The organism is Photobacterium andalusiense (genome assembly GCF_900185625.1).
Lineage (GTDB): Bacteria > Pseudomonadota > Gammaproteobacteria > Enterobacterales > Vibrionaceae > Photobacterium > Photobacterium aquimaris.
The window spans coordinates 204,758-218,795 of record NZ_FYAJ01000004.1 but is presented as its reverse complement, the minus strand read 5'-3'; the positions used below and the strand labels follow the sequence as shown (position 1 = coordinate 218,795).

Below are 14,038 nucleotides of genomic sequence, written 5' to 3'. Positions count from 1 at the left end.
GTTTTATTATCAGTGATATTAACGCCCCAAAAAGTACAAAAACCAACCAACAAACCACTAAAAACAACACTTAATGGTGATTAAAAGAGCTTGTTTGTCAAATATGCAATCAACTTAGTAAAAAGTTCACATTGGTATAACTTTGAAAAAAAAGCCTTTCCCTGATAATCTCCCTTGTTGTGAATAAGCAGGTAGATAGTTCGCCACTATTATAATTAGTAGCTTTTTATACTTTTGCTACCACTTTTTATGCGATTTTTATAGACACACTACGACTTTACAAAAAATATAAAACACAACATATGAACCATTAATTAACACCAAAAGAACAAATAAAGTCAGTGTTTTACGAAACATCTATACCAAAAAGACTTAGATCACAGAAAGAAACATTATTTATCACGATGATAAATCAATTTGCTAAAGTAGCGCCGCTTAAGTCGCTGTCTTTTTCAATCCGATTTAAAAACCAATGATAAATAGTATTGATTGGTTGGGTTGGACCCAATTTCAACAAGCTCGATAAAACAAGGTTAGAAGTATGGAAAAACAGACAATAGTGAAACTACCCTCAGTAATGCAAGTCATTATTGCCCTAGGTATTTTCCTTGCCCTTGCATTCTCTTTTACCTCAAAATTGAATTTGCCAATCCAACTGGCGCTGTATATCGGTTGGTTTGTAATTATTGCACTCGGTATCAAACTCGGACACGATTATAAATCGCTAGAAAAAGCAGCCACTAAAGGTATTGCTAACGGTTTAGGCGCAGTACTGATCTTATTAGCCGTCGGCTCTCTCGTCGGTACTTGGATTGCTGGCGGTATTGTTCCAACCATTATCTATTATGGTCTTGAGGCTATCCACCCTTCCATTTTCTTGCTTGCAACAATGATCATCTGCTCATTGACGGCATTAGCAACAGGCACTTCTTGGGGAGCTGCAGGTACCGCTGGTATTGCAATGATGGGTATTGGTCAAGGTCTAGGCATTCCGGCACCAATGACAGCAGGTGCGGTACTTTCTGGCTGTTATTTTGGTGATAAAATGTCACCACTGTCTGATTCAGTGATCCTTGCTTCTTCAATGTCTAACGTTGAAATCATGGAACATATCAAAGGTATGTTACCAATCGCACTGATCAGCTATATCATCACTGCTATTTTATTTACTGCTGTTGGTTTCCACTACGCTGGCAGTATTGATATGTCACAAGTTAATTCTGTGATTGCAGCAATGGATAAGCAATTTGTTATTTCACCATTATCGTTTATTCCTGTGATTGTGGTATTGGTATTACTGGCGTTCCGTTTACCGTCTTTCCCTGTGATTTCATTTGGCTCACTACTGGGTATTGTATGGGCTATAATGGTTCAAGGTATGGATCCAATCAAAGCTATTAATGCAGCATGGGCACCGTTTTCAATCAGCTCTGGAGTTGAGTTTATTGATGCGATTCTAAATCGTGGTGGGATGTCATCAATGCTAGGCTCTGTGGCAGTGATTATCTTTGGTTTAGGTTTTGGTGGCTTACTTGATAAAGTCGGCGTTCTTCAAACCATCGCACGTTTATTTGAGCGCAAAGTAAACTCAGCAGGCAGTCTTGCAGTATCAACCATTGCAACCGCTTTTCTTGGTAACGTATTTGGTTCAGCGATGTACGTATCGTTAATTCTGACACCGAAGATTTGTGCTAAAAACTATGACCGTTTAGGTTATCAACGTAAAAACCTATCTCGTAATGCCGAGTTTGGTGGCACGCTAACCTCTGGTATGGTGCCTTGGAGTGATAATGGTATCTATATGGCCAGTATTTTAGGTGTTGCTACCTTCTCATATGCACCATTTATGTGGCTAAGTTTTGTTTGTATTATCGTCACGATTGTCAGCTCTTACATGGGCTGGTTTGTCGATCGCTGTCCACCAGCAACTGAAGCACAATTAGCACAAGATGACGAAGATGAATTAATGGCAGTAAAACGTTTAACATCGTAAGCTGTATTACGCCATGTCTACACTATAAACGCACTTCTAAGGGGTGCGTTTTTTTTATTAAACCTGCAAAAAACTCACACTGTAACTATCACAACTAGTTGATACCTAAAAGGTATTTATTAAAACCCCACCTTTTTGATGTTCTTTCCAGTCGCAACACTCCCCTTTATTGACCCAACTATCAGCACCTTTATAGAGCCAGTTCACAAATATAAGATCCACATTTCATCAAACTGACTTTTCACTCCTACATCTTGACCCCAATCAATATTCCAAATTCATTTTTAATGAAAATACCGCTATTACCGAATTAACCACTAAATAAATTACTTGGTAACGTATCCCAAAAAATAATTATCGGGATTTATTTAGTCAAACCATTTTTTATTTTCCGTTTATAAGGATATATCTATGAGCAATAACCCAATAGAAGGTCGTAAAGTTACCATTGGCAGCTATCTTGCCCTTATTTTTGCCGTGGTGTTCTTCTCGGGCGCACTGCAATCTAATCAATGGTATGGCGTATTTGACTTTACGACCCTAAACGGCTCGTTTGGTAGTGTGGTTCATTCTGTTAGCGATACCACTGACGGCGTAGAAGCGGCTTCAACTTCATTTCGTGGTAAAGGCGGTAGTGGTGCTCGTGATGGTTTTATTTTTGCTTTAACACTCATTCCAACAGTGATGTTTGCACTCGGTATGATCAACGTGCTTGAGCATTACGGTGCACTTGATGCTGCACGTAAATTATTAACCCCTTTACTACGCCCATTAATGGGTATTCCGGGTAACTCAGGTTTGGCTTTAATTGCTTCACTACAAAGTACTGATGCCGGTGCTGCTATGACACGCCAGCTAAATGATGAAGGCCATCTCACTAAACGAGAAACGGATATTTTCACCATGTTCCAGTTCTCTGCTGGTGCTGCGATTGTTAACTTCTTCTCATCAGGGGCGGTGCTATTCACATTAACGACAGCATCTGGTGAACCAGCAGTAACTTCTTCTATCGGTCTTGCAGTTGCGATTATGTTTATCTTCAAATTCGTCGGTGCCAATCTTTTCCGTGTGTACTTAAACATCACTGAAGGTAAAGACAATAAAGACACTAAACCAACAACTGTTGCTCAGGAAAACGCATAATGACTACTACTACAAAAAAACCAATGGTTACTGATATTTTTGTTGAGGGCGCTAAAAAAGGCTGGGTAATTGCAACGACCTCAACAGTGCCTAACGTATTGATGGCTTTCGTTATCATCAAAGCACTACAAATCACCGGCGCATTAGAATTAATGGGTGATCTATTCTCACCGATTATGGCGATATTTGGCTTACCCGGTGAAGCTGCTGCAGTTTTGATCGGCGCATGGATGTCAATGGGGGGTGCGGTTGGTGTGGTTATTACTCTATTTGACCAAGGCATTTTAAATGGTGACCACATTGCAATTCTTGCTCCTGCTATTTATCTAATGGGGTCACAGGTGCAATACATGGGTCGTATTATGGGTCCAATTCGTACTGAAGGCCGTTACATTCCAATCATGATTGCTATTTCAGTATTAAATGCTTTTGCAGCAATGTTTGTAATGAATGTATTAGTGTAATTACTTAACGCACTGGTACTAGCTTAATATCAGTGCGCTTCTCTCTTTTATTACCGAGAGCCATCAATGGCTTGGAGTCTTTACTATGTCTTTTTCTCTTAATGATTACCTTGAAGAACTACGCCCTCTTATTAACATTGATTGCGGTACATTAACCGTTGATGGTATCGACGTTGTAGCGACGATCATGGCGCAAAAATACCTTGATTTAGGCTGGAATGTTAAACGCGTTGATTGTGGTATTGCAGGCACAGGCTTAGAAGTACGTAATAAGCCTCAAGCTGAACATATTGATGTGATGCTTATTGGCCACATGGATACCGTATTCCCAGTTGGCACTGCTGCCGCTCGTCCAATGACACATGATAATGAACGTGCTTACGGTCCTGGTGTGTCTGACATGAAATCAGGCTTACTAAGCGTGGTTTATGCATTGCGTGATCTCGATCCTGCTGCATTAGAAGCGTTATCTATTTGTGTATGTATGAACCCAGATGAAGAAATCGGTTCATTACACTCTGAAGAATGGCTAAAAAGCGTTGCTATTAACGCTAAACATGTATTAGTTGCAGAAGCAGCACGTGCTGATGGCTCGTTAGTTAAAGCACGTAAAGGCATGGCACGTTACTGTCTAAGCTTTCACGGCAAAGCCGCCCACGCAGGTAATGAGCCTCAAAATGGTCGTAGTGCAATCACTGAAATGGCACATTGGATTTTAGCGATTAATGCAATGACAGATTTTGAATCAGGCACGACGTTAAATGCAGGCGTTGTAAGTGGTGGTGCGGGCGCAAATATTGTTCCAGATTTTGCTCAAGTAGTGGTAGATGTCCGCTTCTGGGATAACGATGAGTATGCCGCAGTTGATGCTAAAATTCGCGCATTAACCGAAACACCTTTTGTTGATGGTGTGACAATCACAGCCGAGCGAGAAGCCCATAAACCGTCAATGGTCCCAAGCCCACAAACTGAAGTACTAATGGCTCAAGTAGAAGCCGTTGGTAAAGAGCTAGGCATTGATATCACTTGGCAAGCTGTTGGTGGTGGTTCAGATGCGAACTTAACCGCTGTTTTAGGCATTCCAACCTTAGATGGTCTAGGCCCAGTTGGTGCGGGTTTCCACAGTGCTGACGAATGGCTAGATTTGGCTTCTATTGAGCCACGTATTCGCTTATTACAACAAGTGTTAGTGAAAATCGCTCACCAATAACTGATAAACAAGCATTAAAAAAGGCTGCATTTCTGCAGCCTTTTTTCCTTTTAAATAATGCAAATGACATTACCAAAGGAAGGACAATCGTTTCAGTTGTTAGCTTAAATTAATATCAACTTAACTCAGTAAATAGCAATTTAACTGGTTTTTGCGATAATATTTGTTTTCTCGGATGACATTTGGACACTACGTAAATTGTCTAACTTAAATTGTATAGCCCGAAATGGATGACGCCAAAAATAACGTGGATACGTCCAACGTAAAACATGGATCATCTGAAGACGCTTGGCAGATTGATAGCAATGCCCAATACAATGCATACAACTTGGCTTTTCTTGACCAAGACGACAACCTGTTACTCTCTCTTCAACATACTCGATAAGACTTTCACATTCAGAGCACATTACGGCTCCACGGTGCAACGTTTTACAATATAGGCGAATCATCGCTTTCACTGTATTCAGTTCACGCTGCGAACGAACTGAATGATTGTTAATAACTATCATAGTTGCGCCATTATCCATCCCTTGTACGCAGTGCCAATGATAAAGATCAAATTTACGCACAAATCAGAACCTAATGAACAAAAATCATAATAGCGATCAGATTAGTGCTTATTTGTTGCACTTTAATACATTGTTCGAATAAATTACGAACAATGTACAAATATAAAAAACAGATAATCTTCGCCGTTGTAAGGCGATAAATGACAAAAAGCCACCTTGAAAATATCACTCAATGCTGAGTACATCTTCAAAGTGGCTTTAGTCGATCACAGCTCTAGCAGCATATTCACTGCAAGTATTAGTTATCGCTATTTAAACGACGTAATAGCTGATCTTTTAAATTAGGTGGCGTGCCTTTGATCGTCAAAGTATCCGTTTCTGCATCATAGAAAATACGCTCGCCTAATAACATGCTGTCAAAGTTAAGCGTCATACCGCCGCCAGAACCAACAAACTTAGTTAACTTACGCATTGCAGTGCGATCTGCAGGGAAGCTTTCTTCTAACTCATAACCTTGCTTAGAGGTGAAATCGTAGAAATTAGTGCCATCATCTGCTGCAGGTAATTCACTTGATAATTCTTTAACAGTAACTTCATCACCGGCTTGAAGTTGACCATTACAATAATCATAAACTTGCTTACGATATTGCTGCTTTTCTTCTTTATCTAAACGCGAATCTGCACAAAAATCTTCAACCGCTTGCATCAATACTTGGTTCTGAACTTTTACATCTAAACCCACTTCAGCTTGCATAAAATCAAGGAAGAAATCAGCAATCTTACGCCCTACACGTCCTTTAGCAAAGGTCAGGTAACGGGTAGATTCAGCATTAGTTTCCCATGATGACAAATCAATTCGCGCAACAATATCCATCTTATTTATATCAAGATAATCGGTTGCACTAATGCCTAATTGATCGGTTACTTTCATACTATGACACGTTGGTAACATACCAATAAACAAATAATCAGTCGCCAATGACTGGTATTCAGCCATCACCAATGTCCCCGCTTCTGCAAACGGATATTTCGCTAATTCTGTCTGTAAACGCTGCACTGATTGATTAGAAAATGTCAGGAAATCTAACTCTCCTTGACGAAATTGTTTTAACCAGTGAGCAAACTCACTATCCGCGGCAAAATGAGCAAAGCCTTTTGTGCCCTTACTGCTATAAATTCGATGTAATTCAGCAACGAGATCCTCTGTCGCAGAATCATTATCAAGAGTTTGATTTCTAAGATGAATTTCTAGCTCATCTTGGTCGTTTTTTACTAATTGGTGTAGAATGACGTTCGAAAGTGTAAGACTCATAATGGAAAAGGTTTTCAGGAAAACTGAACTCTAGGTTATCATAAGTCGTTATCCTAAACATTAAACAAGATTTCTTATGCCAATTACTTCAAAATACAGCACTAAAAAAGTTGAACAAATCATTGATGACGTGTTCGATGTTCTTGACAAACATAATACATCACCAGAGTTAGCCTTAATGGTTGTTGGTGATATTGCTACTAATATTATCAATGCTAATGTACCTGTTGCACAACGTGAAGTTCTTGCACAAAAATTTGCAAAAGCACTACAGGCCTCAATTAAAAAAGATTAAGTTTAGCTCTCAAGGTTAAACATAGCATTGAAGACTGAGAAGAATTGACATTTATGGTCGCCAGCACATACAAAGACAAAGTTTCCCAGCTAATTAGTTGGGGACACTGGTTTAGCTTTTTTAATATTATCGCTGCCATGCTACTTGGCACACGTTATATTATCTATTCAGAATGGCCGACAACAACTATCGGACAACTGTATCTAGGATTAAGCTGGATCGGACATTTCGGTTTCCTTGTCTTTGGTATTTATATACTGATCCTCTTTCCTGCAAGTTTTCTTATCCCTTCACAACGCTTGATGCGGGTGTTTGCGGTATTAGTTTCAACTGTAGGACTGACAACGCTACTGCTCGATACTTATGCCTACCAAAGTGTTGACTTACATCTAAGTCCGCTGGTGTGGGATTTGCTGCTGAGTGGCGAAAAAACAGAATTGAATACCCGCTGGCAATATCTATTTATTGTCGTTCCAGTCATATTCCTGATCGAGATGATATTCTCAGAATGGATTTGGCGTAAACTTAGAAAGCTAACCCGTAAAAATGTTGGTGGCCCTATCGCCATTGTGTTTGGTTTATGCTTTCTAAGTAGCCATATTATTTATATCTGGGCGGATGCTAATCTTTATCGCCCAGTAACCATGCAGCGCTCAAACTTTCCATTGTCATACCCAATGACAGCTAAAACCTTTATGGAAAAACATGGTTTATTAGATCGCCAAGAATACGCTAAACGTCAAGCTCAGCAAGGCATCAACAATAGCGAAATGATGCGTTACCCTATTGATAAACTTCGCTTTATTGATCAAGGTACTAAGCAAAATCTATTAATTATTATGGTTGATAGTTTACGTAGCGACATGGTTAATAGCGATACCATGCCAAACTTAACTGCTTTTGCTGCAGACAACATAAACTATACCAATAATTACAGTACCAGCAATAATGATAGTGGTGTGTTTGGGCTACTGTATGGCTTGCCTAGCGGGTATGCCAATAGTATTCGCGCTGAAGGTAAATCGCCATTATTACTTGATACTCTACAAAGTCGTGGTTATCACTTTGGCTTATTTAGTGGCGAAGGGTTTGAACAGCCTATTTATCGTGATGCGATCTTTTCTAAAACACAACTCGCAACCATTGATAACCTTGATAATGGTAAACGTACACCAAGTGATCGTTTAGCATTTAATGATTGGCATCGTTGGATTGAAAAACAAAAAGTTAATAAACCATGGTTTAGCTTACTTGAGCTAACATCGGTCAATCAATACGAAGAAAGTAGTGATTATCCAACCAAATTTACACCGTCTTTAGGTAGTAATCTACTCCATGATAATAAAGTAGATTCCAGCATTTTACTTAAAAACAGCTACCGTAATGCGGCTTATCACATTGATGGTATTTTGGCGAAAGTGTTTGCACAATTGAAAGCACAACACATGATGGATGACACTATTATTATTGTGACATCTAACCATGGCACTGAATTTAATGAGACCGGTAATAATACTTGGGGTTCAGACAGCAACTACAGCCAATATCAAATAAAAGTACCAATGATCATTCATTGGCCACAGCATGTTGCGCAAGTAGTCACTCGCCCAACCAGTAACCTTGATGTAGTGCCAACACTGATGGAGTCGTTATTTAATGTTGCGTCTAACCCATCAAATTACAGCTCGGGTATTAGCTTATTTGATAATGACAATGATCGCCGCTGGATCTTAGCTGGTAATAATAGTGATATTGTGGTGATTCAAAAAGGCACCACTACAGTGGTTGATAAATATGGTAACTACCGTGTTTATAATGATAACTATCAATTAATGGCACAAGATAAACCTAAGCTGTCGACATTAATGCAAGTGATGCACGAACTGAAACGCTTTTACGTACCAAACAGCATCAACGACAAAAATTAAATAAGCATCATTAAAAAAGCAGCTTTCGAGCTGCTTTTTATTTATTTGTTCTAAGATCAGTTAAAGATATCTATCACGATCATCGCTATAGCAATGATCAAAACCATCTTGCCAGCCTCGACGATATTTAACCACGGTAATTGAACGCTCCGGATCGCGCCGAAACCCCTCTTGATGAGTCGTTGCAGCGATAGAACGGCTATAGCAACCATCTTGGTAGCCATCAAGGTAAGCCCGTTCAAAACCTAATTCCGTTAACTGCTGATGGCGACTACTGCTACAGCCACTTAATAAACTCAGATACACGATTGTCATCAAGATTATCGTCTTCATCTTCGTGCCTCCTTTCATAGCACGAACATTATGCTACTCAATTTATATTCGACATAATAAAAATAGATAAGTTTTATGTAACTGAAGTGTAAAATTAATAAGAATCACAATGATAATAAATATGCACAAGATCACATTTATCGTTGTAAAAAAGAAGATATTACTAACTTGTGGTATATATCCTGCTAATTTATAAGGGAATAGTTGACAATAGCCACGTTACTAACTAATTAACTCATGGAACAGAGTATTAATGAACAAACAGGTTGCTGCTTTTTACCAAACCGTTGTTAAGCAATATAATAATGCACACGGTCTTAGAACTATTTGTGAATTAGTCTGCCGCAACCTGATGCAATATTTCGCCGTTAATCACCTCCAATTAATTATCAAATATAATGGTGAATGGAAATTATTATTAGATCTCAACTCACAAGGGATCCACTACCACTTTCCACCAATATCTCCTCCTACTTCAAATGAATATTATTATAAAAATATTCATTATTACGCTAATAAAACCACCGCATCAATTGATGTATTACCTAATTACCGCTATATATTGACGCCACTTAAACATCGTTCAGTAATTATTGGTCACCTGACACTTGCTGTCCCATTAGATTCTCAGCTTACTCCTAAGCACTTCGCAATATTGACCACTTTGCTTGCTGCCGAAATCAACAATAGCCAAACCAAACAAACAACCAAACATCACAGTATCAATTGCATCAATGCTGAAAAAGAGCTGCTTTCGACTAAAGAACAACAGCAAACATTATTGAATAAACTCCAAAGTATGCATGATATTTCGTTTCAGTTATGGCGTTGTAATTCAATGAGAGACATGTTGTTTATTGCTATCGACGAAGCAAAAAAACAACTACAAATAGATCGCATGGCTATTTTCTTATTTGATGAACAAAAAAATATGCATGGAACATTTGGCACTGACATTCATGGTAATACAGTCGATGAGTTTTATTTTTGTTCACCGATCCCTAATCAATGGTATGCATCTAAGACATTAAAAGATAAGGAATATATTGCGATTCAAGAGAACACACCTCTCTTTCATGATTTAAAACAAATCGGCTTTGGCTGGAGTGCTTATATTGCTTTATGGGATGAAGACACACCGATAGGATGGATCGCTTGTGATAATTTAATTACCGGGAAACCATTCCGCACTTATCATCATCAATTATTAAAACAATATGGTGTTATTGTGTCACAGCATATTTTGCGACTACAAGCCGCTGAGAACTTGATAAAACTCAATCACGATTTAGAGCAGCGCGTACAAAGTCGTACCAAAGCACTAAATAAAGCCAATGAGCAACTGCAAAAATTATCACGGATTGATGCACTCACCAATATTGCTAATCGACGCGTTTTTGATGAGACGGTAATAGCAGAATGGCGTCGAGCTAGTCGACTTGCACTGCCATTATCGTTACTCATTCTCGATATTGATAACTTTAAAACTTATAACGATAAACTTGGCCATGCTGCTGGCGATCAATGCTTAAAAACGATCGCCACAGCACTTTCTACAGTAGAGCGTCGCGCTGGCACTTTATTTGCCCGCTATGGCGGTGAAGAATTTGTACTGTTATTACCAGGTCAAGATCAGCAAGAAGCAATAAATAATGCCCAACGCTTGCTCAATACCATCCACGATATTGCCTTGCCGTTTCCATGTGATGGATTAAATAATAACAACCAAGCCATTGTGACCATTAGCATTGGAGTAAGTACAATTATTCCATCTCAAGCAACTACTTATGATGAGTTTTTCAAACAAGTGGATACTGCGCTTTATCAAGCAAAAGCCAAAGGTAAAAACTGCTTTAAAGTACTATCACCGACTTAATAAATAAAACATGAACAATAAAAAATTATCGAATAACAATAATTTTTTATTGCAAAGCATTTTATTGTGCCATATTCTAGCTTCATAACCTGAATGAGGAACAATCATATGTCAAAAATTCAACAACAAAGCCGCAGAGTAAAAATTCTATTGCAGCTATTTTTTATTCTAACCCCAATTTTAGTCTGTTATTTTTGGTTAACAGTAGCAACACCTTATGACTTTTTAAGAAATACCGGCATAGTACAAACATCTTTTGATATTAATCAGCTTACAGAAACACCATTAACATTGACCACTCGTTTACTCGCGCTCGTAACAAGCTTAATTTACTGCTCGATTATTATGTATGCCTTAAAAATTCTGATTCGGTTATTTGGTAACTATGAAAACAAACACATCTTTACTTTAGAGAATGCCAACTGCTATCAGAAACTCGGTTATAGTGTCTTTTATTGGGTTGGCGGTTCACTTTTTTACCAACCATTAATGACGTTAATACTAACTTTTAATAATCCACCCAATCACCGCATGATTATGATTAGCTTTGTGGGTATTGATTTTTTAACCCTATTAATAGGCGCTATTATTGTTATAATTTCATGGGTTATGAAAGAAGGCTATCACCTCGCCGATGAACAAAATTACACAATTTAAGAGTTTATTATGACTATTGTTATTAATTTAGATGTAATAATGGCGAAACGAAAAATACGGTTAAAAACATTAGCTCAAGCAATGAATATGACAGAAGCGAATTTATCAATACTAAAAAATGGTAAAGCAAAAGCCGTTCGGTTTTCGACACTTGATAAACTTTGCGAACAACTTGATTGCCAACCAGCAGATATTCTTGAATTTCAAAAAAACGATGACAATTAGTATTTCGTTTATGGCAATAACTATTTTTAAAGATATAAATAACTTTAAAAAAATATAAATAATAAAAAAGCAGCATATTTATGCTGCTTTTTTGTAAGTTATCAATCAGTAATTAAATCATCCACTACGATTTACGCTTTGGTGCAGCCTTAGGTTTGGTCGAGGTCGATTTTTTTGCATAACTGCGTTTTTTAGCACGAGGCTTAAATTCAGGAGAGGTGAGTGAACGCAAACTTGGTGGTACTTCACTGACTTTTACTTGTTCCATTAATGCGGTAACTTGTTGTTCTAACGCAGCCATAAATGGTTGATAGGCACATTTTTTATCAGCCATATCATGTAATTGATGTTCCCAATGCGCGGTCATATCAGGATAAGTTGAACTATCAGGCAAGGCATAAATTAATCCCTTTCCAGCCTCTGAAGCATGAATCGCTTTACCTTGGCGTTGTAGCAATTGCCGTTTAAATAACATCTCTAGAATTCCTGCTCGCGTTGCCTCTGTACCTAAGCCATCGGTATCACGGAGGATTTTCTTTAATGATGCATCCGATACAAATCGAGCAATACCCGTCATCGCTTGTAATAACGTCGCTTCCGTAAACGCTTTTGGTGGCTCAGTCATTTTATCTTTGATCTCACCATCCCGACACACTAATACGGTGCCTTTATCTAACGGTGGCACTTTATCGGCTAAATCGCTGTCTTCTTTTTTATCATCGCGCCCCAGTAATACTCGCCAACCAGGTGACATTAACTGACGACCTTTAGCAATAAATAGCCCACTAGCAATAGTAAACACTAACTTAGCATCAGCATATTCAGCCGCAGGATAAAACTGCATTAAGTACTGTCGAGCAATTAATTGGTATATTTTGGCTTCATAACCCGTTAACACTGATGATGATTTAGGTGTCGGAATAATCGCATGGTGAGCATCCACTTTTTTATCATTCCATGCTTTTGATTTTAATGCTGTATTTGCATTATCAACCGCGGCTGCTAACTGATTATCTGTCGATGCAATCGCACGACACACATCATTAGCTTGTTTAAAATGATCTAATGGTAGATGGCGACTGTCTGAGCGAGGGTAAGTGATCACTTTATGTTTTTCATACAATGACTGACAGGTTGATAAAACATCGGTCGCACTCATACCAAACCGCTTTGCCGCATCAATCTGTAATGCTGATAATGAATATGGCAATGGTGGCGCTTGCTTGGTTTGCTTACGCTCAGATTGTGTAACCTCTGCCGGTTGACCTTTAATCCGTTCAACCACATTTTCACACAATTTTCGATTTAGCACTCGCCCTTCCAAATCTTGGTGAGGTTCACAGGCTTTACTTGGCTGCCACTTAGCAAAAATTGTTTGTTCACCATAGCTAATTAACGCAAAAACTTCATAAAACGGTTTAGCGATAAAATTAGCAATCTCATCATCACGTCGAACTACCAACCCTAAAATAGGTGTTTGTACTCGCCCAACGGATAATACTCCGCGGTAACCGCCCTTTTGACCAAGCAATGTGTAAGCACGAGTCATGTTCATGCCATATAACCAATCAGCTCGTGAGCGCGCTAAGGCCGATACTGATAGCGGAATAAAGTCACGATTACTACGCATGGTTGCTAAAGCTTTTTTAACCGCTGCGGGGTTTAAATCAGAGATCAATAACCGTTGTGCGGCGGCTTTTTTAGTTTTTGATATTTTGACATAATCAATCACTTCATCCACCAGCAATTGGCCTTCTGGATCAATATTACAAGTTATTTTTAATAAATAGTTTAATATACTGATTTTAAACGTAAATATTTCTTTTCACACTTTTTATTATTTTGAACAATACATCTATAAGTGAACAGCAAAATTAGAGCTTTTTAGTTGTCTTAAATTATAGATAAAATTCAATAACCAGATTGAATTAGTAGATAAATAGAGAGGTTAATATCAGTGAACAATAAAGGTTAAAACTTTACTCTTACTCAGCGCTTATAACTGCGTAACGCTACAGGAAAGAAAGTAACAATAAACGAGCTAGCCATAATAAAGCTAACTCGATATTGGACAAAAGCTTGTTACAAGCTTC

The 14,038-nt window shown here is 38.4% G+C and carries 12 protein-coding genes and 1 pseudogene; 9 read left to right on the top strand and 4 right to left on the bottom strand.

Going from position 1 to position 14,038, the window contains the following annotated elements:
* The first annotated feature begins 541 nt into the window (after positions 1 to 541).
* From nhaC to PAND9192_RS11905, 4 genes are all read left to right on the top strand, one after another.
* Entirely contained in the window at positions 542 to 1,993 is a 1,452-nt protein-coding gene (gene nhaC / locus PAND9192_RS11920; protein ID WP_087854000.1) for a Na+/H+ antiporter NhaC, read from the top strand.
* Between the two features lie 411 nt (positions 1,994 to 2,404).
* Positions 2,405 to 3,136: a nucleoside recognition domain-containing protein gene (locus PAND9192_RS11915; protein ID WP_087853999.1), complete on the top strand. Its 732-nt coding sequence runs from the start codon at positions 2,405 to 2,407 to the stop codon at positions 3,134 to 3,136.
* Positions 3,136 to 3,600 carry a YjiG family protein gene (locus PAND9192_RS11910; protein WP_087845133.1) on the top strand — a complete coding sequence of 155 codons (465 nt, stop codon included), beginning with the start codon at positions 3,136 to 3,138 and terminating at the stop codon, positions 3,598 to 3,600. Before PAND9192_RS11915 ends, PAND9192_RS11910 begins: the two co-directional genes overlap by 1 nt.
* Positions 3,601 to 3,685: 85 nt before the next feature.
* Positions 3,686 to 4,810, top strand: coding sequence for a M20 family metallopeptidase (locus PAND9192_RS11905; protein WP_087853998.1), 1,125 nt, complete (start codon positions 3,686 to 3,688; stop codon positions 4,808 to 4,810).
* Between the two features lie 140 nt (positions 4,811 to 4,950).
* Here the strand turns inward: PAND9192_RS11905 and PAND9192_RS11900 are convergent, their stop codons facing one another.
* Positions 4,951 to 5,379, bottom strand: a complete 429-nt coding sequence (locus PAND9192_RS11900) for a nitrous oxide-stimulated promoter family protein (protein WP_234999132.1) — start codon at positions 5,377 to 5,379, stop codon at positions 4,951 to 4,953.
* A 238-nt stretch (positions 5,380 to 5,617) separates the two neighbouring features.
* Positions 5,618 to 6,631 (bottom strand): nucleoid-associated protein YejK, encoded by a 1,014-nt coding sequence (gene yejK / locus PAND9192_RS11895; protein WP_065176297.1) that lies wholly within the window; start codon positions 6,629 to 6,631, stop codon positions 5,618 to 5,620.
* A gap of 76 nt (positions 6,632 to 6,707) precedes the next feature.
* On the opposite strand from yejK, the gene PAND9192_RS11890 reads away from it, so the two are divergent.
* Both PAND9192_RS11890 and PAND9192_RS11885 read left to right on the top strand, forming a co-directional pair.
* The gene (locus PAND9192_RS11890) at positions 6,708 to 6,926 is read left to right on the top strand and encodes a YejL family protein (RefSeq protein ID WP_036793798.1); all 219 of its coding nucleotides are present in this window, start codon (positions 6,708 to 6,710) and stop codon (positions 6,924 to 6,926) included.
* A gap of 53 nt (positions 6,927 to 6,979) precedes the next feature.
* Positions 6,980 to 8,854 carry a DUF3413 domain-containing protein gene (locus tag PAND9192_RS11885; protein ID WP_087853997.1) on the top strand — a complete coding sequence of 625 codons (1,875 nt, stop codon included), beginning with the start codon at positions 6,980 to 6,982 and terminating at the stop codon, positions 8,852 to 8,854.
* Positions 8,855 to 8,914: 60 nt separating this feature from the next.
* Here PAND9192_RS11885 and PAND9192_RS11880 read toward each other — a convergent pair whose 3' ends face one another.
* Positions 8,915 to 9,187 carry a hypothetical protein gene (locus PAND9192_RS11880; protein ID WP_087853996.1) on the bottom strand — a complete coding sequence of 91 codons (273 nt, stop codon included), beginning with the start codon at positions 9,185 to 9,187 and terminating at the stop codon, positions 8,915 to 8,917.
* 253 nt (positions 9,188 to 9,440) lie between these two features.
* Here PAND9192_RS11880 and PAND9192_RS11875 point away from each other — a divergent pair, with 253 nt between their 5' ends.
* From PAND9192_RS11875 to PAND9192_RS11865, 3 genes are all read left to right on the top strand, one after another.
* Entirely contained in the window at positions 9,441 to 11,063 is a 1,623-nt protein-coding gene (locus PAND9192_RS11875; protein WP_087853995.1) for a sensor domain-containing diguanylate cyclase, read from the top strand.
* A gap of 108 nt (positions 11,064 to 11,171) precedes the next feature.
* Positions 11,172 to 11,720, top strand: a complete 549-nt coding sequence (locus tag PAND9192_RS11870; protein ID WP_087853994.1) for a DUF2975 domain-containing protein — start codon at positions 11,172 to 11,174, stop codon at positions 11,718 to 11,720.
* Between the two features lie 9 nt (positions 11,721 to 11,729).
* The gene (locus tag PAND9192_RS11865) at positions 11,730 to 11,945 is read left to right on the top strand and encodes a helix-turn-helix domain-containing protein (RefSeq protein ID WP_087820898.1); all 216 of its coding nucleotides are present in this window, start codon (positions 11,730 to 11,732) and stop codon (positions 11,943 to 11,945) included.
* A gap of 124 nt (positions 11,946 to 12,069) precedes the next feature.
* Here PAND9192_RS11865 and PAND9192_RS11860 read toward each other — a convergent pair.
* Positions 12,070 to 13,752, bottom strand: a pseudogene (locus tag PAND9192_RS11860) (DNA topoisomerase III); the annotation flags it as partial.
* Positions 13,753 to 14,038 lie beyond the last annotated feature (286 nt).

Excerpts from the sequence above, each read along its gene's own strand:
- PAND9192_RS11870 (WP_087853994.1), top strand. The coding sequence starts at position 11,172 with ATGTCAAAAATTCAACAACAAAGCCGCAGAGTAAAAATTCTATTGCAG.
- nhaC (WP_087854000.1), top strand. The coding sequence starts at position 542 with ATGGAAAAACAGACAATAGTGAAACTACCCTCAGTAATGCAAGTCATT.
- PAND9192_RS11915 (WP_087853999.1), top strand. The coding sequence starts at position 2,405 with ATGAGCAATAACCCAATAGAAGGTCGTAAAGTTACCATTGGCAGCTAT.
- yejK (WP_065176297.1), bottom strand. The coding sequence starts at position 6,631 with ATGAGTCTTACACTTTCGAACGTCATTCTACACCAATTAGTAAAAAAC.
- PAND9192_RS11880 (WP_087853996.1), bottom strand. The coding sequence starts at position 9,187 with ATGAAGACGATAATCTTGATGACAATCGTGTATCTGAGTTTATTAAGT.
- PAND9192_RS11885 (WP_087853997.1), top strand. The coding sequence starts at position 6,980 with ATGGTCGCCAGCACATACAAAGACAAAGTTTCCCAGCTAATTAGTTGG.
- PAND9192_RS11865 (WP_087820898.1), top strand. The coding sequence starts at position 11,730 with ATGACTATTGTTATTAATTTAGATGTAATAATGGCGAAACGAAAAATA.
- PAND9192_RS11890 (WP_036793798.1), top strand. The coding sequence starts at position 6,708 with ATGCCAATTACTTCAAAATACAGCACTAAAAAAGTTGAACAAATCATT.
- PAND9192_RS11875 (WP_087853995.1), top strand. The coding sequence starts at position 9,441 with ATGAACAAACAGGTTGCTGCTTTTTACCAAACCGTTGTTAAGCAATAT.
- PAND9192_RS11905 (WP_087853998.1), top strand. The coding sequence starts at position 3,686 with ATGTCTTTTTCTCTTAATGATTACCTTGAAGAACTACGCCCTCTTATT.
- PAND9192_RS11910 (WP_087845133.1), top strand. The coding sequence starts at position 3,136 with ATGACTACTACTACAAAAAAACCAATGGTTACTGATATTTTTGTTGAG.